The sequence below is a fragment of the Moorena sp. SIO4G3 genome (assembly GCF_010692305.1).
Lineage (GTDB): Bacteria > Cyanobacteriota > Cyanobacteriia > Cyanobacteriales > Coleofasciculaceae > Moorena > Moorena producens_A.
This window is the reverse complement of record NZ_JAAHIG010000017.1, coordinates 1-21,239: the sequence shown is the minus strand read 5'-3', so window position 1 is coordinate 21,239 and position 21,239 is coordinate 1. Positions and strand designations below refer to the sequence as shown.

Sequence of the window (21,239 nt, the reverse complement as noted above, 5' to 3'; positions counted from 1 at the left end):
TACATTATGACTTATTATCACCGCCTACACCCCTGGGCTATCGTTCGCCTGTTACCAAAAATGCAGCGAGTTGTTGTTGGTCGCTTTCGCAATCGTTCTGATGCGGNAGTACCGGGAAAAAGCAAGTCGCATCAGTTAAGTTATATAGTTTTAGGGAGTAGGGAGTAGGGAATAGGGAGTAGGGAGTAGGGAGTAGGGAATAGGGAACAGGGAGTGTGGGGAGATGGGGAGATGGGGAGATGGGGAGATGGGGAGATGGGGAGATGGGGAGATGGGGAGATGGGGAGATGGGGAGATGGGGAGATGGGGAGTCAGATCAGTTTTCCCGATTCCCGATTCCCGATTCCCGATTCCCGATTCCCTACTCCCGATTCCCGATTCCCTTAATTAATTGCTAGTTGAGGATTATAAAGTTTTATAACTTATGGCCAATATGGCAAGACTTTTCTATTAGCCATGGGAGAAGTTGATATAAACAATCAATAGAAATAAATTGGATATATCGCTCCCCATGGAAATCTCTGATTTAGGTTTCGTCGAGAGGTTAGAAAGTGACAGTTCTATCTCTGACAGTAGTGATCAGAAAATGCCTGATGTTGTCGGTGGTAAAAGTAGCAGGATTCGTTGGCCTCATAATCACGAACCGCAGCAGGAGCCTATCACAATTGTGAGCATACCCATAGAATTACCGTTTTGTCCTCTTTACTTATTTCCTGATGGCACTATCGGACATAAGTGTTTTGATACTCGTCCTTTTTAAGGATAGCGGTAAGAATATTAGACCTCTTGCATAAGTCTGATCAACCTGGGTGAAGACAAGGCAAAAGGCAAAAGGCAAAAGGGATAGATTTTGATTTCATATTTATTTTTGCGCATAGCTCTATTCAATTATCTTATTCATAAGGTACACAGGATTTATTCTTTGTTCCCTGTTCCGATGATCCGCTGTTCCCTGTTCCCGAAAAGTGCCGCGAAGTCTATTAAACCCAGCCAACCACATTTTTGATTTGATAGACCGCCAGTTCGCGGTCTATGTGTTTCTTAGCTTTAAGAATCGGACTGTTAGGACTTTTGTACCAGCGCTGGGAGCGGAAACAAAAACCATTGGGCGTTATTGCCTCCCAACTATAGCGAGTGCGATCAATCAATAACCAGATTTCATAGGAGTGATAGGTCTGTTGGGGAAATTTAAGAATACCAATTTCTAGCAGAATGCTCATGCGCATCCGCGATCGCTCTATACGTTTGAGTAATTCCAGAAAACACAATGCTGCCCGTTTAGCCGCCTCATGAGTGGGGTAACGGTAGCGATCGCGGGGCTCAAATTTGAAGTCTCGACTACTAAGGCGGAAATGAAACTTGCCTGAAGCATCCTCGACATATATCACACTCCAAGGGGTTTTCGGGTACTTTACACAAAAACCTGGAGCTATTAATTTAACCGCAGTTGCCATCCTTATCCCTTTGCTAAACCCTTGCTGAGAGGATCTTAACCAAATTTTTATCGATCACCAACGGAGGGTTGGGGTCAATAAGGCTGACCGAAGGTCTTTACCCATTACCCATGACTCATCATTCTCAATCATTCTACAATTGAGCCACGCCCTTTTATCTCATGTCAGGATAATTACCCTTAATAAAAATCTCCCTATCTCCCCATCTCCCCACCTCCCCATCTCCCCACACCTCCCACCCTTTCCTTAATTATGGGTATTCCACCAGACTTGATATTAGGCATGTGAGAGATCAATATCATCCTGGCCGTAGGCTTGCCAAGCCAAGTCTACTAAGCCATCAACAATAGCAGCAGCTACTACCGCAGAACCCTTACGACCATCAATCCGAATGTGGGGAATTAAAGAGTCCGTCAACCGAGATTTAGCCACATCCACCTCCACAAATCCCGCAGGTACCCCAATCACCAAGGCTGGTCGAATTTCCTCTGCCTCAATCAACTCCACCAATACTGTCAAAGCTGTCTGAGCTTGACCAATAACAAAAATTCCTTCTGGATAGCGTCTAGCCAAGGTTTGCATCCCCCAGGCTGCCTTAGTCTTTTGTTTTTGGGGACGAGTGAGGGTTTCCATGCTGCAATACACTGGATTAGCAAAGGTATCTTGAATGTGGGGAGTGATCCCTACTTGTACCATTGGCACATCCACTACAATTGTGCTGCGAGCAGCTAGAGCTGCTGCTCCTGCTTGTAATGCCCGCTCAGAAAAATGAATCAGAGACTTATACTCAAAGTCGGCTGTGGCATAAATCACCCGCCGCACAATCTCGTATTCTGCTGGTGAAAAGACATGCTCGCCTATTTCACGGTCAATAATTGCCAGACTTTGGGCATCAGTTATATGCCATTCCATGAGGAGATACTCTTAAACCGTCATTAATTAGGATAAACCCCCATCAAACGGTCAAGGTTCAATTTATTGCTGTCCGAGTGAGGAGTGGTCATGCAGTAATTGGAGTTAAACCTTCCACCCATCTGTCTGGACGTTCCTCACATCTCGATGAGGAGTTGCTTGAAAGCCTGAGTTTTGCTATGTTTACAATCAAGCCAACCAAGCTCAACTGCATCTAGCAGACTCAATCCCATTCCTGTCAAGAAACGCGCAGTACGGCGCAATAATACTGCCTGCACCTCGGCTTTACTCATATACCGGGTGATGTCCTTATCCGTACCTCTGCTAAGGACATTTGTGGCAGCATTATGGTCAGCCTGTAACACGACCCCATCAAATCCGGTAAAATTGTCCCCAGTCCTTTTCCCGAGAAGGGTTCGATTCCTGGAGTCAACTTGCGACGTGTAGCTAGGTTGAACTTCTGTCACGACTGAACCAGTCCAATCAGCCCATTTCTGTATAGAGTCCCGCATTTGACCCTTCATCCAACTATTAAGTTTGCGGGATGCCGCTTTGGACTGGCGTTTATTTTTAAATTGTCGTGTTAAATCTTCTGAAAAAACTTTTAATGACTCTCCGTTAAACAGAGATTTGGATGCGGCTCCTATGATCGCCTTTAATACTGATTGATCTTGTCTGTAGCGTTTATTTTCTGTTTTCCGGGTGAGATTCTTTTCAAGAATACGAGCTGACTTAGCCTGGTCTATTTTTTTTAGCTTCTTATGTAACGCCCAGAGTTTTCCTCTTTGGCGATTTTTGTGACAAATACGATCCGATTTTTTAGTAGTAGCTTTCCCTAATTCTTTTCCATGTGCTTGACCATCTGAGTCATAGAAAGCCTCTGTATATCCTTTGTCTATCCCAATAGAGCGGCGGTTGCCGGGCACAACGACCGTTCCATGATCTACCAAGAAGTGAACTTCAAACCTTTGCAGGATTTGATTATGGATTAATCTAATCTGTCCTTTTATTTTCCGATTAGACCTAACAATTATTTTGTTTCTTTTTCTTTTTTGTAATCCAGCTAGTTCTAACTCGTAAGTGTTACGAGAGAGTCGTTTGCAGTTATAACCTACTTGTTGATAAACTATCTGGTTTTTGACCCAAGAGTGCCCTCGTTTAAACTCTTTTCTAACAAGCCTGTGAAGAAGTGGATTATCCAGAAAAGCTAAGGTCTTAAGCTGTTTGCAAAGTTCTTTTCTGGTCTTTTGATTGTCCTTCCTCGGAAATCGTTTGTAGATTTTCTTGATTACCGCATCGGTACAGGCCGCCTGGCTCGCTGTAATGGCTTTCGCTACATCATTAATAGTCCAATCCATTAACTTAGCAGGTAGCCCCAAGGTATCGGGAGTCCTGAAGCTCTTCACTTCCGGGATAGCCTTTTTCCAGTCAAGGCTCCAGTGACTGATGCTACCTAATTTGTTGTAAGACTCAGATCTAACAATGCCTAACTTTTTCATAGTAGACAGCAACTCAATTTCAACCGACTTGGTTATCCCCACCACAGGGACGATTTGAGTCGATATCCTTTTTGCTACTCCAAATGTTCTTGGCATCGTCACAAAACTCTGTGTCAATTGTCTCGATTATACTCTAGCGCTAAAGAAATGTCAATGTCTATTTTGTGATATTAAATACCGTTTCGTTTTATCCCGTTTTTTTGCTACTTAATTGCGCGACTCTTCAGACAAACCGGTTGTGATTATTTTGACATTATTCTGGTTGCTATAGGGGTTTTCATATTAGGGAACAGCGGATCTGGGAATCGGGAATCGGGAATCGGGAATCGGGAATCGGCAAGAGGCAATAGGCATGCTAGCAATAGGCATGCTAGCAATAGGCATGCTAGCAATAGGGAAAACTGATCTGATTCCCCATCTCCAGTTTCTCCCCATCTCCCCATCTCCCCATCTCCCCCACACTCCCCACACCTCCCACACCTCCCACACTCCCGACGCCCGACTCCCTGTAACTAAAAATTAAGAATAATTGCAATTTGATTCAGATTCTTTTATATCCCTAATCGATATGTTTAGCTTGGCAAGAGGATTTGGGGAATTAGATACCAGGGAAAGAACACTTATCCCTAAGGATAGTCATTACCTCGGACTTCTGAGAAAATCTAAATCACGCTTGGGTCTTAAGGCTGTTCGCGTAGCGTGGCCAAAGGCCAAGGCAGCAAGGCTGAAAACATCTTGGTTGCTGAGTAACTAATCCAGAAAATTGCTCCATAATTGATGCTTAATGCTTAAGAATTATTGATGTTTGATGCTTGATGCTTGATGTTTGATGTTTGATGCTTAATGCTTAATCTTTTAACAAGGGAGAATAGGATATGAAATTGGCTTACTGGATGTATGCAGGTCCTGCCCACATTGGCACACTGCGCGTTGCGAGTTCTTTTAAGAACGTCCATGCGATTATGCATGCCCCCCTAGGGGATGACTACTTCAACGTGATGCGCTCCATGCTAGAGCGAGAGCGGGACTACACTCCGGTAACTGCTAGTATTGTTGACCGGAACGTGCTAGCACGGGGTTCTCAGGAAAAAGTAGTGGACAACATTACCCGCAAGGATCAGGAGGTAAACCCTGATCTAATCGTGCTTACCCCCACCTGCACCTCCAGTATCCTACAAGAAGACCTGGAGAACTTCGTAAACCGGGCTCAGATGGATGCCAAGGCTGATGTGATGTTGGCAGATGTCAACCACTACCGGGTCAATGAATTGCAAGCGGCTGACCGCACCCTAGATCAAATTGTTCAGTTCTACCTCAACAAAGCCCGCAAGAAGGGTGAGCTCCCAGAGGGCAAAACCGCAAAGCCCTCGGTGAACATAATTGGTATTTCTACCCTTGGCTTCCACAATCAACACGATTGTACTGAACTGAAGCGGCTGATGGCTGATTTGGGTATTGAGGTTAACGAAGTCCTCCCAGAGGGAGCTTCTGTCCACAATCTGAAAAATTTACCTCGGGCTTGGTTTAACCTGTTGCCTTATCGGGAAATTGGCTTGATGAGTGCCCGTTACCTGGAAGAACAATTCGGGATGCCCTATGTCGATATTGCTCCTTTGGGTGTCGTGGAAACTGCCCGTTGTATCCGTAAGATTCAGGAAATTGTCAATGGTCAAGGTGCTAATGTCGATTACGAGGAGTACATCGACAACCAAACCCTGTACGTTTCTCAAGCTGCCTGGTTCTCTCGCTCCATCGACTGCCAAAACTTGACCGGTAAGAAGGCTGTGGTTTTCGGAGATAATACCCACGCTGCCGCTATGACCAAGATTCTGGCACGGGAAATGGGTATTCATGTGGTGCTGGCTGGTACTTACTGCAAGTATGATGCGGATTGGTTCAAGGAGCAGGTGAGCGAATACTGTGATGAGATCCTGATTAGTGATGATAATGGTCAAATTGGGGATGCGATCGCACGAATTGAACCTGCTGCGATTTTCGGTACCCAAATGGAACGGCACGTTGGTAAGCGATTGAACATTCCTTGTGGTGTGATTGCTGCTCCCATTCATATCCAAAACTTCCCCATCGGTTATCGCCCCTTCATGGGTTACGAAGGTACTAACCAAATTGCTGATTTGGTCTACAATTCCTTCACCTTGGGTATGGAAGACCACTTGTTAGAAATCTTTGGTGGTCATGATACCAAGGAAGTGATTACCAAGGGGATCTCTGCTGATTCTGACCTGAACTGGAGTAAGGACGCTAAAGCAGAACTGAATAAGGTGCCTGGTTTTGTTCGCGGTAAAGTGAAGCGCAATACTGAGAAGTTTGCTCGTGAGCGTGGCTTTAGTGAAATCACTCTTGAAGTGATGTATGCCGCTAAGGAAGCTGTAGGGGCTTGAGCGGATAGAGATTTAATCTGAATCAGGGGAGGTGGGGAGATAGGGAGATAGGGAGATAGGGAGATAGGGAGATGGGGAGATGGGGAATCAGATCAGTTTTCCCGATTCCCAATTCCCGATTCCCAATTCCCGATTCCCGATTCCCGATTCCCGATTCCCGATTCCCGATTCCCGATTCCCGATTCCCGATTCCCGATTCCCAATTCCCGATTCCCGATTCCCGACTCCCGACTCCCGATTCTGTGTACCTTTTTCAAAGTCTGTGACTCTATCGAGAAGATTGCGGTGATTGCTCCGTAGAAATTTAATTATTATTTACAAAAAACTTCAATAGCTAGACCCGCCTATGGCTTCTGGTGGGTCTGGATGATTTGTAAGCTAATGGGCTACGCGCACGCTACTTGAGGTGCTATCAGCTAATGGGCTACGCGCACGCTACTTGAGGTGCTATCAGCTTGATTCACTCTGGTGATTTTTTATTTTTGTTTATTGTTTCAATTTTTATTAAAAAAAAATATAAAAAATATTAATTAAGTATTAAATTGAATAAATAAGATTTAAATTGATTTACATTATGGTTTAAATTTATAAAAGTCCATTTAAAGTAATTTAAAGGCTATATCGATAAAAAAGACCCTGTATTTTCTAGTGCAGTTCGTGAATAATGCAAGAAGCACCGAAGCGATGCAGCGCCTTCATGCGGGGGTTTCCCCCACTCGCTATTGCATCAAGACAAGCTAAGCAATCTATGGCTGGCTTTAGGGTCAACGCCGAAGCGGTGCCTAAGATAAATCCAGCAGAATTTCAGCAATTATCCTTTCGGCTGGCTTAGGGGCAAAGACAAAAGAAGAATTTTTATCTGAAACAGGAGATAACTAAAGGTGAAACTTTCAGTTTATGGAAAAGGTGGTATCGGTAAGTCCACAACTAGCTGTAATATCTCAGTTGCCCTAGCTAAGCGGGGTCGAAAGGTGCTGCAAATTGGCTGTGACCCGAAGCATGACAGCACATTCACTCTGACTGGTTTTCTGATCCCTACCATTATTGATACCCTTCAGGAAAAGGATTACCACTACGAAGATGTCTGGCCTGAAGATGTGATTTACAAAGGTTATGGTGGTGTTCATTGCGTAGAAGCTGGTGGTCCCCCAGCTGGTGCGGGTTGCGGTGGCTATGTGGTTGGAGAAACTGTAAAGCTGCTCAAGGAACTGAATGCTTTTGATGAGTACGATGTGATTCTGTTTGACGTTCTGGGTGATGTAGTCTGTGGTGGTTTTGCTGCTCCCCTGAACTATTCCAACTATTGCATGATTGTCACGGATAACGGTTTCGATGCGTTGTTCGCTGCTAACCGGATTGCTGCTTCTGTTCGTGAAAAAGCTCGCACTCACCCTCTGCGTCTGGCTGGTCTGATTGGCAACCGCACCTCTAAGCGCGACTTGATCGATAAGTATGTGGAAGCTGTGCCCATGCCAGTGCTGGAAATTCTGCCACTAATTGAAGACATTCGTGTCTCTCGGGTTAAGGGCAAAACGATTTTTGAAATGGCAGAAACTGACCCTAGCCTGGAACCGGTTTGCCAATACTATCTCAATATTGCTGACCAAATCCTGGCACAGCCTGAGGGGGTTGTACCTCAAGATGCACCTGACCGGGATTTGTTCTCTTTGCTGTCTGACTTCTACCTAAATCCTCAAACCCCAGCAAAGACTGAGGAAGAAGAATTAGACCTGATGATGGTGTAAGCAAAGGTTGAAAGAAAGGTTGAAAGTTAGGAGGTTGAAGGTTGAAAGTTGAAAGTTATTTGGTTGAAAGTTAGCAGGTGTAGGGTGCGTTAGGGACGGGCGAACCCTCATTTTATTCTCCGTAGCCAGTGTTGGGACAGTCCGTCCCGTAACGCACCACCGGGTCAAACTAAGCCTGAAAACCTTGGCCAAAAGGCCACGCGCTTCGCAGCAAAGCGGGACGAAGTCCATCGCGTTCAACCAACTAACCTTAAACCAACTAACATTCAACCTTAACCCTTAAAACCTTGGCCAATAGGCCACGCTACGCGAACAACCATTAAAACATTCAACATTCAACCTTCAACCTTCAACCTTCAACCCTTAAAACCTTAAACCCTTAAAACCTTAAACCCTTAAAACCGACGAGAGAAAGCAGGAGAGGAGAACTTTAAATGACTGTTGCTGAAACCCCTCAAGCCCTAGATTTTGAGTGCGAAACTGGGAATTACCATACCTTTTGCCCAATTAGCTGCGTCGCATGGCTTTACCAAAAGATTGAAGATAGCTTCTTTTTGGTGATTGGTACTAAGACTTGTGGCTATTTCCTCCAAAATGCGATGGGGGTGATGATTTTTGCTGAGCCACGCTATGCGATGGCGGAGTTGGAAGAAGGGGATATTTCCGCTAAGCTGAATGATTACGAGGAACTGAAGCGGTTGTGTTTGCAGATTAAACGCGATCGCAATCCTAGTGTGATTGTCTGGATTGGTACTTGCACTACGGAAATTATCAAGATGGATTTGGAAGGCTTGGCTCCCAAGCTGGAATCTGAGATTGGGATTCCGATTGTGGTGGCTCGTGCTAATGGCTTAGACTATGCTTTCACCCAGGGTGAAGATACTGTGTTGGCCGCTATGGCTCACAAGTGTCCGAAAGAAGCACCCCAGGTGGAAGAGGAGAAACAAGAGCGGAATGCGATCGCAAAACTCCTCAACTTTGGACGCCAGAAAGAAGAGGTGGCTGCGGAAGAGTCAGACTATGCGGATCATCCACCCCTAGTGTTGTTTGGCTCCCTACCTGACCCGGTTGTGACTAACCTAACCCTAGAGTTGAAGAAGCAGGGGATTAAGGTGTCTGGTTGGTTGCCTGCTAAGCGTTACACGGAATTGCCAGTAATTGAAGAAGGTTACTATGTTGCTGGGGTGAATCCCTTCCTAAGCCGTACTGCTACTACTCTGATGCGCCGCCGCAAGTGTAAGTTAATTGGCGCACCTTTCCCCATTGGTCCGGATGGCACTCGGGCTTGGATAGAGAAAATGTGTTCTGTGTTTGGTATTGAACCAAAAGGCTTGGCAGAACGGGAAGCTAAAATTTGGGAAAGCTTGGAGGATTATATCCAGCTGTTGCGTGGCAAGTCAGTATTTTTCATGGGGGATAACTTGCTGGAAGTTTCCTTAGCTCGTTTCCTAGTTCGTTGCGGGATGACTTGCCATGAAATCGGTATCCCCTACATGGATAAGCGTTATCAGAAGGCTGAGTTAGCTCTGTTAGAACAGACTTGCCACGAAATGGGTGTACCAACTCCCAAGATTATCGAGAAGCCAGACAATTACAACCAGATTCAGCGGATTTATGAGTTGGAGCCGGATTTGGTAATTACCGGTATGGCTCATGCTAATCCTTTGGAAGCACGGGGAATTAATACTAAGTGGTCCGTTGAGTTTACCTTTGCTCAAATGCACGGCTTTACTAATGCCCGAGATATTCTGGAATTGGCAACTCGTCCGTTACGTCGTAATAACAGTCTGAAAGATTTGGGTTGGGATAAGTTAGTGAAAGAAGAGGCTAAGGTTTAGCACTAGAGGGATCCCCCCTAACCCCCCTTAATAAGGGGGGAACTTAATAGGGAAGTCAGAAGAGGGATCCCCCCTAACCCCCCTTAATAAGGGGCATCTGGCTGTGGAACAGGCATCTTGCCTGTTTCATTTCCAGGCGGGCAGGATGCCCACTCCACTTATATTGATTCCCTCCCTCTAATTCCCTGTTCCCGATTCCCGATTCCCGATTCCCTGTTCCCGACTTCTGAAAGAAGTCAACATAGCAATTTTCGTCATTCGCATCAAAATTAAACTGGTACTCCTGCTCAGCTGCTAACTTGGGATCACCTGTTGAGGTGAATCTACATGAGTGTCTATCAGCGGAAGCTTTATGCTCTAATGCATCAGGAGCTCCAAGACCAAAGGGCATTAGCCTGCTACGGAAACAATCTAGATCAGCTGCGAAACTGGTGGCAGCAACTGGTAGACCAGCAGGAGCAAAGTCAGGTTCTGCCGAATGCGATTGCTAGTTCCTCTGACCGGGTTAATCTAGGCGCAGTTATTAACACAGAAAGTAATGATTGTCAAGTCAAGCATCCTATCAGCGGTCAACAGCACCAGATAGACTCTTTTAATCAAGACGAAACACCTGATATCAGTAAAATTGCTACAGAACTGGATGAGAAAAAAGTGTTTTGGTGGCTCTGGCGGTTCTATCCAGAAATTAGAGCCAAGCAATATCCAAATGCCTTACTGGTTCCAGCTCATAAAATCTTACCCGATTGTCCAATCCACAGCTACAACAGCACAGTTTCTGCCCTAGTTGGTGCCCTGTATCCAGAAGATTGGCAGCCAGGAAAGTCTCACGAACATCCCTATTTACTATTATTCACGTTCTCGCCAGTCCAGGAATTTATTAAAGCTTCCCGCAAGTTTCTTGATTTCTGGGCAGGCTCCTATTTACTGCATTATCTAAGTGTTAAACTCTGCTGGCATATTGCTCAATTGTATGGTCCTGATGCGGTAATTACTCCCTCCCTCTGGAGTCAAGAGATTATTGACGCCCTGATGATTCAGGAATTTGACCAACCAGAAGTAAATTCTACAATTTTTCGGGATAGTTTTCAACAGTATTCCCTAGATGACTTAGATCCAGTTAGCCGTTTTGATTACAATCAATCGACTAGTCTGAGTACTGCTGGTTTTCCTAATATTATTACCGCTGTCGTTCCAGGAAAGAAAGCGGCTGAAACATTGGGGAAAGAATTAACCGAAAAGCTAACAGAGGAATGGAAAGCAATTGCTGATCAAGTGCGCGAACATATCAAACAGAAGGTTATTTCATGGCTGAAAGAATCCCAAAATCAGCAAAAGCGAGAGGAAATATTACAAGACTTTTCTGATGCTGACTACCAAGCTTGCCAGCGAGACTTAGAAAAATTACAGCAACCTGGTTGTTGGGAGTGGAATACACTCTGGGATGCTCAGATAGAAAGTTCTTGGCAACCTTACTGGACAGCAGTACCGTTGGGTAATCCCGATCAAGAACTGGTAATTAGCAGAAACGACCAGGAAACATTTGATAGCAAATGGAAAGACGCTCAAGAAGCGATCGCGTTTTCCCGTTCTGGGCAAAAAATTCCTACCGAAGCAGAAGAGAAAGCTTACCAGACCCTTAATGTCGGGACATGGTGGGCAATCCTACAAGCTACTTTAGGAAAATCTATTCAAGCTGTCAAGAACACCCGCACTTGGCAGATTCCCGTTGCCCCAGGAGAGCGCTCCACCCTTTCTGGTCAGTTTAGTGCAGTGCATCCCAATCTAAACTATAGAAGATTTCCCGAAGGTGGAGGTCTGTCAGCTCGTTCCATGCGCCTATTCTGGCGGTTGATGGCGGCAGTTTATCCAGGAGGACTGTTCAATGGTTCAGAAAAGCTCAATGCTTTGGAATTAACCAAGCGTATGGCTTGGCAGTACGGTGGCGTTGGTGAATCGTTGGGTATTGACTACAAACAATTCATTCGCTTTCCTAACTTGAGTTCCATTGCTGCCGCACGATTTGCCCATGACCATCCTGAACTAATCCGCCAATACTGGCAGAATCTGAGCAAATTAATTGACCAAGACTTACCTGATTTTAAGGATAATTTTCGCTCTTGCACTGGTAATTATCCGTTTCAAGTTCCCAAGACTGATAACAGGATTAATCCCAACAACGACCAAGGTAAACATTTCAACGGTGTGATGTTTTCTAGTAGGTGGCTAGCGGATGATATGGGATTAACTCAATCTCGGGATGTTCTAAGACGGTTAGTAGAAACCGCTCATAAACAAACTGGTTTTAGTAATTGGTCTCCTGGTGATTGGTGGGTAATTGTCTTGGCTGATGGGGATGGCATGGGAAAATATGTTTCTGGTGCTAAGCTCAAGGAATATAAACACTACATACTTACAGACCAACTAGACCAATCTAGTCAGCAAGTTAAGGGATTTGAGGAACTGCTAGAGACCAAAAAGCGCATGGGACCAGCTACCCATGTTGGACTCAATCGTGCTCTACTAGATTTTTCCAATCGCCTCGTGCCTTATATAACTGAAAAGCGCTTTTGCGGCAAAGTTGTCTACAGTGGCGGGGATGATGTGATGGCCGTGTTGCCTCTAGAAGACTTGCCGGAATTTTTGCGATCGCTTCGTGCGGCTTGGTGTGGTGCTGAAGACCCCCAACAAGAGTTTCACCCTAACGGCGGTTACTGGTATCCCAACCAACCATTAGAAGGATTACCCGACCGTGCCCATTTCACCATGGGGGAAGGTGCCACCATGAGCATGGGCATTGTGATTGCTCATAAGAGCTTACCACTGCCCACGGTTCTAGACAACCTTTGGACTGCAGAGAAGGATAGAGCCAAGAAACTCCCAGGAACTAGAACAGGACTTAAGCAAAGCCCCCTAAATCCCCCAGCGAGCAATCCCTCGCTGGGGGACTTTAACTCAAATTCCCCCCAAAATTGGGGGGTTAGGGGGGCGGGGGACTTTAACTCAAATTCCCCCCAAAATTGGGGGGTTAGGGGGGCGGGGGACTTTAACTCAAATTCCCCCCAAAATTGGGGGGTTAGGGGGGCGGGGGACTTTAACTCAAATTCCCCCCAAAATTGGGGGGTTAGGGGGGCGGGGGACTTTGACATTATTCCCCCTAAAGATGGTTTGTGCTTCCGAGTTATCTACGGCAGTGGCAATAGTTTAGAAGCACTAATGAAAGGACATTTACTAGACTATTGGTGGAAATTTATTCAGCATTACCAAGACATTGACCTCTCTCCTGTGCTGTATCGACTAGCAGAAGACTTGCCCAAACATGCTTGTGTCACCGAATGCGATCGCTTATTGAGTCAAGCAACCGAAGTTATCCTCAACCGCCGGGACGAAACCCTATCTGATGAAGTTAAACATGCTTTACTAGACTGGATTAATCAATGGGAAAATTGGGCGTTTCATGCCAGAAAAGCTGCTGGAAAAAATGCCCTCGGTACCCAAGAAAAAGATTTAGCAATGTTATTAAAATTCAGTGCTTTTTGGGTAGATAAGATGGTACAACGTGAAGAATGGAGGGAACAGGGAACAGGGAACAGGGAACAGGGAACAGGCAATAGGCAATAGGCAATAGGCAATAGGCAATAGGCAATAGGCAATAGGCAATAGGCAATAGGCAATAGGCAAAAGGCAATAGGCAAAAATACCACCATTGAAGGCTAATATGATGTCAGGATAATTACCCTTAATAAAAATCTCCCCATCTCCCCATCTCCCCATCTCCCCATCTCCCCATCTCCCTCTTAAAAAAAATGCTATCTTGGTATACCATTGAACCCATAGATGTGTTGCTATTTCGAGAAGAAAAACCCTTTAGTCCAGGGGAAGGGTCTTGGGCAAAAGGGAAGTTTCCTCCCATGCCCATTACGGTCTTTCAAGCCCTTCGTTCTGCTCTACCCCATTATGGATATAACCAGAAAGATAAGAAACGAAATTTAACATTTATCGGACCATTTCTGTTAGATATACAAAACACCCTCTGGTTACCAACACCAAAGGATTTACTCTGTGTTCGCAAAAAAGATAATCCTACGGAAGCAGAAGATAATCACAAAGATTCAACGGATACTTGGGATAAGATAAAGCGTCTTCAACCAAAAGATACTCAGCCCGGTTGGGATTATATCTGTTTTGATAGGGACGAATTGCAACCGATGGTTCCTCCTCAACTTGAGGAAAATGAATTTATCTGTGGTTCTCCTCAACCTTGGATTAAAGCTGAAGCCTTGATCAAGTATCTTGAAGGGAATAATTTTGAGAATAAAAAGGATAACAAGGATAACGATTACTTCTGTGATCACCCTTGGAGTCTACAAATACTACCCCATATCCATATGAAATCAGGGAGTAGGCAGGTACGGGATGAGGAAGGTTATTTCACTGAAATAGCAGTGCGTATGGATCCGGGATGGCGACTAGTAGCAGGGATTAGTACTAAAATAGATCAGACCGTGGTGCGCTTGGGAGGAGAGGGACATCGAGCTATTGTTTCCCCCATCAAGCCCTTAAAACCCTGGCAAGACTTAGAGCAGTTTTCTGAACAAAAATCCAGCAACTTTGCCTATTTACTGACTCCGGGAATAGCAGAAAAACAGAAAGCAAAGTATGGCGTTTATCCCAGTAACTGGAAAGAGAATCTCAGAGGTTGTGTAAGCGATCGCCCTTTACTGTGGGGTGGTAGAACCCAGATCAAACGTCGGCTATTGAATTCTCAGGAAAGGGGAAATTGGCAGTCTGCTTTATCACCCCAACGGGCGTTTGTGGCACCAGGTACGGTTTATAGTTTTGGAGAAAACTTACCTAAGGATAAACTGCTGTTACCTGATAGTAATAATGATGATTTGGAAACCTTTAGGCAATTGAACTATGGAAAACTTTTGTGGGGTAATATCAAGTCCGGTTGAATACCCATAATTAAGGGGCGGGGAGATGGGGAGATGGGGAGATGGGGAGATGGGGGAGATTTTTATTAAGCGATGCAGCGCGGTCTTGGGGGTTTCCCCCATGAGCGACTGCATCAAGACAGGTTAGTTATCGTAACATGATATAAGAGACAATGAAACTTAATCTTGCTTATTTATATCTACTTTCTCCCTTACATACTGGGGGAACCAGTCAAGAGGGTAATTTAGTAGGAATTGCCCGGGAATCTCATACGAATTTTCCCTATCTGCCTTCGAGTACTATTCGGGGACGATATAGAGCAAATGTGGTAATCAATATTGACCCGAATGATGAAGACAACGTGATTGCCGCTCACATTAGGCAAGTTAAGCTTTTTGGTCCTGATTTAGAGGATTTGAAGAATCAAGATTTTGTTGAGTATTATGAATTGGAAACAAACCGAAAAATAACTCAACTGGAACAGGGCAGTATTTGGGTAGGAGATGGCTCAATCCTATGGTTTCCCGTTTCTTCCTTAAGTCATGGTGTGATTTGGATTAGTTGTCCTTTATTACTACAACGCTGGGTAAGGTTTAACCATAGTAATGATACTATTAATACTAATAATATCAAAAACTACCGTAGCAATATACCAAAAAAAGAGTCCGTTTATCTCAAAGATGCCTTGATTCCTGGCAGTAGTTTGCAGCCTTTTCAGAATTGGGAAGATTTTATTCCTAAAGGCTATGAAACCAGTATTGATAAGGTTTTGGTATTGCCAAACCAGCACTGTGAAACTCTGATTCAGATGAGCCTCTGGCGACAGGTAAAGGTAAAGCTGAATGAACACAAGGTTGTTACAGATGGCAGTTTTCGCTATGAAGAAGCAATTCCTCCTGATACTTTGATGTACTTCCCTTGGGGAGTTACTACTCAATTTAATGGTACTGCCCAAGAGCATCTTGATGATTTTCAACAGCTATTAAAAGACAATTCCCTGTTGCAAATTGGCGGACAAGAAAGTTTAGGACGAGGATTTGTGCAACAGTGGATGGCACCACAGAAAGAATCTAATGGCAAAAAAGAGGGGAAAGGATGATGTTTGATCCACGGGGTCTGAGTAAATATGCTTATGAAGCTTTAAAAGATTTGCGATCGCGCTATGACAAAGCCTTGGAAAACAAGGAGATTAAGTCCCAAGACTATAAACAGCATCTTCAAGAGCAAAAGAGTCAAGCAGTAGAACTCTATACCTATGTTGCCACTTGGGGATTAATGCGTCTCAAAGGTGAGGAAATTGCCCTTGATAAATGGGATCCACAAAAGCCACCTACTATAGGCCAAAGGACAACCAAGAGTCAAGAAGGGAAAAGAGAGGTGATTGAAAGCTATTTTCGCAGTTTAGAAAACGTTCCTGGAGTCGGAAATTTAGTCAATGAAGACGGTTTAGCAACCCTCAATACCATGAATCATCACCAATATCTGGGTCTGACAGGGGTAGCACTTGCTATAGCCCAAGAGTTTAGTTTCTGGGCAGATGCAGTTTACCACGACATTAAACCAGGAGACTCAGATTAATGACCTTCAATAGAGACAATCAATCCCTTCCCACTTGGCTAGAGAAACTCCCGAAGGGATTCCAACCTAATAATGCTGCTAGTTTTGTAGAATATCTACGCTGGATGCGATCGCCTCAACCTGTGATTGAGTCATCATCAGCAAAAGGTGACAAGCAAAACCAGCAAGAGAATAACTTAACCAAGGTACAAGTTCTCCAGATGGCAGCAGAAAAAGCTGGAGGATACAAAAAACGCTTGGAAACCCTCAACCAGCGCACTCAGCTAATTGCTGGAAAGGATAATACATTTGAGGTTGAGTGTGCTTGGCGGATGCGTGTAGGGGGACAAACCGGACCGGAAAATATTCTGCTTCCGGCCTTCGATGCCTTGGGAATACCTTATATTCCTTCCAGTACTCTGCGAGGTGTGGCAAGACGTCAGGCACTTTGGGAATTCACTCAAGCTATTCTAGACAATATCCTCCAGCAGAAAGCAAAGATAACTCAGCAAGAGAGGGAGGAAGCCAACCAACAAGCAGAAAAACACGTTGCACAGTACTTTGGTTCCTTGGAAGCTGAAGAAAAAGACTGTGCAGGGAAAGTGATTTTTCTGGATGCTTACCCATTAGCCAAGCAATGGGGAGTCGAGAAGAGAGGCTTAGCTGTGGATATGGCTAATAATATCTGGAGTTGGGATCAAGACTCTCCCAAGTATAGCCCTAATCCTAATCCCTTCCTTTCTCTTAACAAACCGATAGTTTTAATTGGGTTACGTCCAACTGCTAGATGTGATCAAGATACGTTCAATCAAGTCAAAACTTGGTTGAAAAAGGGGTTACAATCCGGTGTTGGTTCCCAGATTAATACTGGCTATGGTCAAATGCACGTTAAAGGTGAACAGAATAATCCTCAGCCATTTTTTGAGGTCAAGTTTATCCTTGAAGGTCAACTGATTCACGGGTATAAACGCTTTAGGAATGTTCGCAAACCTTTGAATACAAAGGGTAAACCCGATGACTATGCAGAAGCCGAGGTGCGCCCTATAGCGTTTAAATCTATGCTGAGCTACTGGTTCCGGACCTTAGCTTTAGGCTTTTTACCAGTAGCACAAGTAAAGACGTGGGAATGTCAGTTGTTTGGTTCAATTCAACCTCAAACTCAAGGATGGATTCAGTTTAATATTACTGATGCTAAAAATCCTCGAACTTCAGAACAGGCTAAAGATAAACCTTGTCTGAAACAACAGGGAACCCTAAAACTGAGTTATTCCCGGGAAGCACCAACCACCCAAGCTGAACGGGATACTATTAGAAATTTATTGGTAAACTTGACTTGGTTAATGTTTCATCTTGGTGGAGTCGGACAGGGAGCAAGACGACCTCTTTATTCTCGCAAAAATCGTCAAAATCCAAAACCACCTTACTATCGCGGTAGTCGGTTGAGAGCAAACGAGAAAGATTTATGGTGGCAATTACCCGATACTCCCGGAGAATTTAAGTCTCGTTTTCACCAGAGATTGGAAGATTTTTGTACAGCTTTAGCTACTCTGAGTGATCAGCAGGTTAATCCGCGATCGCTTTTACCAGTTCCGAGATTAAGCCAAAAGGAATGGCGAGAAGCAGTAGATAGTAACTGTCAGATTATCCTCTGTTCTGGGAAAGAACAGTTTGATAAACCTCATGCTTTAGCCCTGTTGCACTCAGATAAGTTGAAAATAACTAATCGGAAAGGAGACAGAATTTATGACCCTGACCTGTGTGGTCATACAGGCGATCGCTCTCCGGTTTGGATTGCTGATTTAGGAAATTACCAAGTGGTGACCGTGTTTGGTATTCAACACTCCAAACGCCAGGAGTTTCTCCAGCTTTTGCAAGAAAAAACTAACCCTGATAACTATCATCGTATTTTTCCGTTGGCTTAACCGTAAGCATTCAGCTATTAGCATTCAGCTATTATCATTCAGCTATTAGCATTAATTTATCAGTTATCAGCTATTGAATCAAACAGGTAACCATTTGTTTAATCTGAGTTACCTCACAGGCTAGAAGCCTGTTCCACAAAGCTGACTGCTGAATGCTTACACCCCACCTAATAATTGCTTAAAAAAGTTAAAATATATCATGGCAATTCTTATCGCTAACATTGGCACCTCTGATCTAGCTATTCAACTACCAATAGTAGGAGAAAACTATTATCTACCCATTGACTTCTTGCCAGATGAACCCAATCTCAAGGAACAACAAGCTGCATTAACTCCTGAACGTAGTATAATTTGGAAAGACCAGCGTAAGTATATTGAAGGAGAGCATCTTTACCAAGAACTAGGATTTGAGGTTGGGGTTAAGCAAACCAGCCGAAAGCTTACAGAAGTTTTGTTTAATCAGTATCAAGCCAATCCAGATTACTGGCATCCTCGTCTGATGCCAGTTAGGATTGGTGGTGCCATTAAAAAGGCTATCAGTCTTGGAGCAAAAAAGGCATATATTTTCGTCACAGACCAACAGAGTGATAATCAACCAGAAGGTCATCAGAAGGATACCATTTATTTGTTCGATATCTTGGACAAGTGGCTTAAAGAAGAAGGATGGGAGTTTTCCCTAGAGTGGAAAATTATTCCTGCTGATATTCCTGGTAATGACCAAGACCGCATGCTTGGCTACTATTACCAAGCTCTTAATGAGATTAGTAAAGCTGAGGGAATTGATCAAACATCCTCAGAAGAGGAATTAGTTTTAATCAGCACAAAAGGTGGAACAAATCAGATGAAAATGGCGCTGCAAATCCAAACCATGGCAGCCAGCTTCAAAAATCCCATCTTTCTAAGCCCAGATTTATCAATTGACGGAATTTTAGACGGTAAACTCTCTGATTGTAACCTATTTTCATACTGGCGTTATCGGCGCAGTCAAAAATATCAAACTGTCAAAAAACTGCTGAATCGCTGGGATTTTGATGGTGGCATCCAGATTCTAAAGGACTGGGTAGAAACCTTAGATTATTTGATTACCCAAGGAATTGAAGTACAGACTGTGTCTGACAACAAAAGTGATATCGAATTAGTCATTAAGGCTATGGAAATTGGCCTCTACTGTTTTAACTTGGATATCTCTGGGGCACAAAAGCTGATTAAACGAAAGGAAAAGGATAATCTGGGAGTAGTGGCAGAGATTAAAGACAAATATTATAAATGGTTAAACTTATATACCCAATGCCGAATTTACTGGGAATTAAATCTGATTGCCAATTTCTTATCGCGGATGACTTCTTTCTGTGAAGAAACGTTACATAAGCTGATGGGAGAACTAGGTAAAAAGTATTTTGACCAAAACAAACCGAATAACTGGGTTTTAAATAGAGATATAGTAGACGAAAAAATTGTTGATTATTTGGTTAGTAAAGAAACGTTTAATAATGAAGAGCTTAAGTGCTGGAAAGATAAACAAAAAGGATACCGTGATTATAAATTGAAGAATCGGTTCAGGAAGCGGAACTTTGTAGATGCCCTGATTCAGTTTCGAGAAAACTCAAAGGAGATAGAACTTTGGCAGACTATTCTTCAATCATTTAAGAAGCTTGACTATTGGGTCGAAAAAAGAAATTACATGATTCACAGTGCCAAGGGAGTCTCAAAAGCAAGAATGTCTGAGATACTGGATAAAGACCGTGAAGCAGGCAGTGAAAACGCTCTGGTGGCTTGTGACAGCAACCAAATTCTAGAGGAAATCATGACTATTAATCGCCTAACTTGTCAACTTTTAAATAAGCCTGAGACTTCTTTTGTGGATCTTAATGGTCGTTATTATATCTATTCTGATGTTAAGGATTTTGTGATCAAGAAGCTAATGACAGACTGTTTAGAGTAATTCTATATCCCATAAGGTACAAATTGAGGCGTTGCTGATTTTGGGTATGGTTTCGCCCCCCTAGCCCCCCAATTTTGGGGGGAACAAAACTCTAAAAGTCCCTCCCGGTGCGCTTTCCGTAGGCGAATTAAATTCGCCACGGGTCGCACCGCAAAGTTGGGGGACCCACGGGGGCTTGACCAAAACCAGATGATCGCGCATTCATTCCTTGATTCAGCAACGCCGAAAATTAATCTTGTTCAATACACCCCCAGTCAAGGGTTTTATCCTTAACTGGGGGTTATTGTTGTTTGGATTAATTTATCTGGTTGAGGGAGATGGTATAGTGCTACGCGGAAGGCAAGAGGCAAGAGGCAAGAGGCAAAAGTTTATTAAAACAGCGCAGGTGCGCTTGACCCATTAAGAATTAAATTCGCCACGGGTCGCACTTTTTCAGCTTTTATCAATGTCAAACACCTTAATGCGTAGTGCTATAACAAGTCTACTGTCTGTATTATACATTCTTAATTCTACATTCTCTATTATCTGCGGTTTCTATTAATTCATCTCCTTAACTGGGATTGTAACCTGAGAATATTTGATGCAAACAGATTTCAACAAGGTTTCCATTAATTCATCTCCTTAACGGAGATTGTAACTGCCGTGTAATCATATCAAGTCCAACAACTTTTGTTTCCATTAATTCATCTCCTTAACGGAGATTGTAACTTTAGCAAAAAATTCTATCAACTATACTCAGACAAGTTTCCATTAATTCATCTCCTTAACGGAGATTGTAACACTGCGTTTCAGTAAAATTCAGTGGAAGTTGAAACGCGAGTTTCCATTAATTCATCTCCTTAACGGAGATTGTAACTCCCGACTGCACCTGCAAGTTCTGGTAGAAAGATCAGTTTCCATTAATTCATCTCCTTAACGGAGATTGTAACTTCCAAGGAAAGCAGTTACGCTGCATTGAATGGTTACCTGAGTTTCCATTAATTCATCTCCTTAACGGAGATTGTAACTGGGGCTAGCGCTATCGAGTTAAACA

At 43.8% G+C, this 21,239-nt stretch carries 21 protein-coding genes and 1 CRISPR repeat array; of the genes, 16 read left to right on the top strand and 5 right to left on the bottom strand.

Annotated elements, in window-relative coordinates:
- Positions 1–215 precede the first annotated feature (215 nt).
- Together F6J99_RS05390 and F6J99_RS05385 are read left to right on the top strand one after the other, a co-directional pair.
- Positions 216–398 carry a hypothetical protein gene (locus F6J99_RS05390; protein ID WP_293112030.1) on the top strand — a complete coding sequence of 61 codons (183 nt, stop codon included), beginning with the start codon at positions 216–218 and terminating at the stop codon, positions 396–398.
- 113 nt (positions 399–511) lie between these two features.
- On the top strand, positions 512–760 hold the full coding sequence (locus F6J99_RS05385) for a hypothetical protein (RefSeq protein ID WP_293112029.1): 249 nt from the start codon (positions 512–514) through the stop codon (positions 758–760).
- A 220-nt stretch (positions 761–980) separates the two neighbouring features.
- Here the strand turns inward: F6J99_RS05385 and F6J99_RS05380 are convergent, their stop codons facing one another.
- From F6J99_RS05380 to F6J99_RS05365, 4 genes are all read right to left on the bottom strand, one after another.
- Positions 981–1,454, bottom strand: coding sequence for a hypothetical protein (locus F6J99_RS05380; protein WP_071102527.1), 474 nt, complete (start codon positions 1,452–1,454; stop codon positions 981–983).
- A gap of 276 nt (positions 1,455–1,730) precedes the next feature.
- Entirely contained in the window at positions 1,731–2,366 is a 636-nt protein-coding gene (locus tag F6J99_RS05375) for a precorrin-8X methylmutase (RefSeq protein WP_075896511.1), read from the bottom strand.
- 137 nt (positions 2,367–2,503) lie between these two features.
- Positions 2,504–3,961 carry a transposase gene (locus F6J99_RS05370; RefSeq protein WP_293112028.1) on the bottom strand — a complete coding sequence of 486 codons (1,458 nt, stop codon included), beginning with the start codon at positions 3,959–3,961 and terminating at the stop codon, positions 2,504–2,506.
- Between the two features lie 146 nt (positions 3,962–4,107).
- Positions 4,108–4,308 carry a hypothetical protein gene (locus F6J99_RS05365; protein WP_293112027.1) on the bottom strand — a complete coding sequence of 67 codons (201 nt, stop codon included), beginning with the start codon at positions 4,306–4,308 and terminating at the stop codon, positions 4,108–4,110.
- 86 nt (positions 4,309–4,394) lie between these two features.
- Between F6J99_RS05365 and F6J99_RS05360 the strand changes: the two genes are divergently transcribed.
- The 8 genes from F6J99_RS05360 (at position 4,395) to cas10 (ending at position 13,468) form a co-directional block, all read left to right on the top strand.
- Positions 4,395–4,619 carry a hypothetical protein gene (locus F6J99_RS05360; RefSeq protein ID WP_293112026.1) on the top strand — a complete coding sequence of 75 codons (225 nt, stop codon included), beginning with the start codon at positions 4,395–4,397 and terminating at the stop codon, positions 4,617–4,619.
- Between the two features lie 121 nt (positions 4,620–4,740).
- Entirely contained in the window at positions 4,741–6,267 is a 1,527-nt protein-coding gene (bchB, locus tag F6J99_RS05355; protein ID WP_293112025.1) for a ferredoxin:protochlorophyllide reductase (ATP-dependent) subunit B, read from the top strand.
- Between the two features lie 79 nt (positions 6,268–6,346).
- A complete protein-coding gene (locus F6J99_RS05350; protein WP_293112024.1) occupies positions 6,347–6,556 on the top strand; it encodes a hypothetical protein in 210 nt (69 codons plus the stop codon).
- A gap of 375 nt (positions 6,557–6,931) precedes the next feature.
- Positions 6,932–7,099 carry a hypothetical protein gene (locus F6J99_RS05345; protein WP_293112023.1) on the top strand — a complete coding sequence of 56 codons (168 nt, stop codon included), beginning with the start codon at positions 6,932–6,934 and terminating at the stop codon, positions 7,097–7,099.
- 49 nt (positions 7,100–7,148) lie between these two features.
- Positions 7,149–8,012, top strand: coding sequence for a ferredoxin:protochlorophyllide reductase (ATP-dependent) iron-sulfur ATP-binding protein (gene bchL, locus F6J99_RS05340; RefSeq protein ID WP_293112022.1), 864 nt, complete (start codon positions 7,149–7,151; stop codon positions 8,010–8,012).
- Between the two features lie 434 nt (positions 8,013–8,446).
- Positions 8,447–9,850 (top strand): ferredoxin:protochlorophyllide reductase (ATP-dependent) subunit N, encoded by a 1,404-nt coding sequence (locus F6J99_RS05335; RefSeq protein ID WP_293112021.1) that lies wholly within the window; start codon positions 8,447–8,449, stop codon positions 9,848–9,850.
- A gap of 117 nt (positions 9,851–9,967) precedes the next feature.
- Positions 9,968–10,123, top strand: a complete 156-nt coding sequence (locus F6J99_RS05330) for a hypothetical protein (RefSeq protein ID WP_293112020.1) — start codon at positions 9,968–9,970, stop codon at positions 10,121–10,123.
- Between the two features lie 54 nt (positions 10,124–10,177).
- A complete protein-coding gene (gene cas10, locus F6J99_RS05325; RefSeq protein ID WP_293112019.1) occupies positions 10,178–13,468 on the top strand; it encodes a type III-B CRISPR-associated protein Cas10/Cmr2 in 3,291 nt (1,096 codons plus the stop codon).
- On the opposite strand, the gene F6J99_RS05320 is transcribed toward cas10, so the two are convergent.
- Positions 13,367–13,621: a hypothetical protein gene (locus F6J99_RS05320; RefSeq protein WP_293112018.1), complete on the bottom strand. Its 255-nt coding sequence runs from the start codon at positions 13,619–13,621 to the stop codon at positions 13,367–13,369. The two genes, cas10 and F6J99_RS05320, sit on opposite strands and share 102 nt — an antisense overlap.
- Positions 13,622–13,686: 65 nt before the next feature.
- Between F6J99_RS05320 and F6J99_RS05315 the strand changes: the two genes are divergently transcribed.
- The 6 genes from F6J99_RS05315 (at position 13,687) to F6J99_RS05290 (ending at position 20,609) form a co-directional block, all read left to right on the top strand.
- Entirely contained in the window at positions 13,687–14,805 is a 1,119-nt protein-coding gene (locus tag F6J99_RS05315) for a type III-B CRISPR module-associated Cmr3 family protein (RefSeq protein WP_293112017.1), read from the top strand.
- A gap of 152 nt (positions 14,806–14,957) precedes the next feature.
- Positions 14,958–15,884 (top strand): type III-B CRISPR module RAMP protein Cmr4, encoded by a 927-nt coding sequence (cmr4, locus tag F6J99_RS05310; protein ID WP_293112016.1) that lies wholly within the window; start codon positions 14,958–14,960, stop codon positions 15,882–15,884.
- Positions 15,881–16,363 carry a hypothetical protein gene (locus F6J99_RS05305; RefSeq protein WP_293112015.1) on the top strand — a complete coding sequence of 161 codons (483 nt, stop codon included), beginning with the start codon at positions 15,881–15,883 and terminating at the stop codon, positions 16,361–16,363. The genes cmr4 and F6J99_RS05305 overlap by 4 nt, the downstream gene beginning before the upstream one ends.
- Entirely contained in the window at positions 16,363–18,264 is a 1,902-nt protein-coding gene (gene cmr6, locus F6J99_RS05300) for a type III-B CRISPR module RAMP protein Cmr6 (protein WP_293112014.1), read from the top strand. The genes F6J99_RS05305 and cmr6 overlap by 1 nt, the downstream gene beginning before the upstream one ends.
- 199 nt (positions 18,265–18,463) lie before the next feature.
- Complete coding sequence (locus tag F6J99_RS05295; RefSeq protein WP_293112013.1) at positions 18,464–20,206, top strand: hypothetical protein; 1,743 nt, start codon at positions 18,464–18,466, stop codon at positions 20,204–20,206.
- A gap of 235 nt (positions 20,207–20,441) precedes the next feature.
- Positions 20,442–20,609: a hypothetical protein gene (locus F6J99_RS05290; RefSeq protein ID WP_293112012.1), complete on the top strand. Its 168-nt coding sequence runs from the start codon at positions 20,442–20,444 to the stop codon at positions 20,607–20,609.
- 127 nt (positions 20,610–20,736) lie between these two features.
- A CRISPR array of direct repeats spans positions 20,737–21,213; the repeat unit is 37 nt; unit sequence GTTTCCATTAATTCATCTCCTTAACGGAGATTGTAAC.
- Positions 21,214–21,239 lie beyond the last annotated feature (26 nt).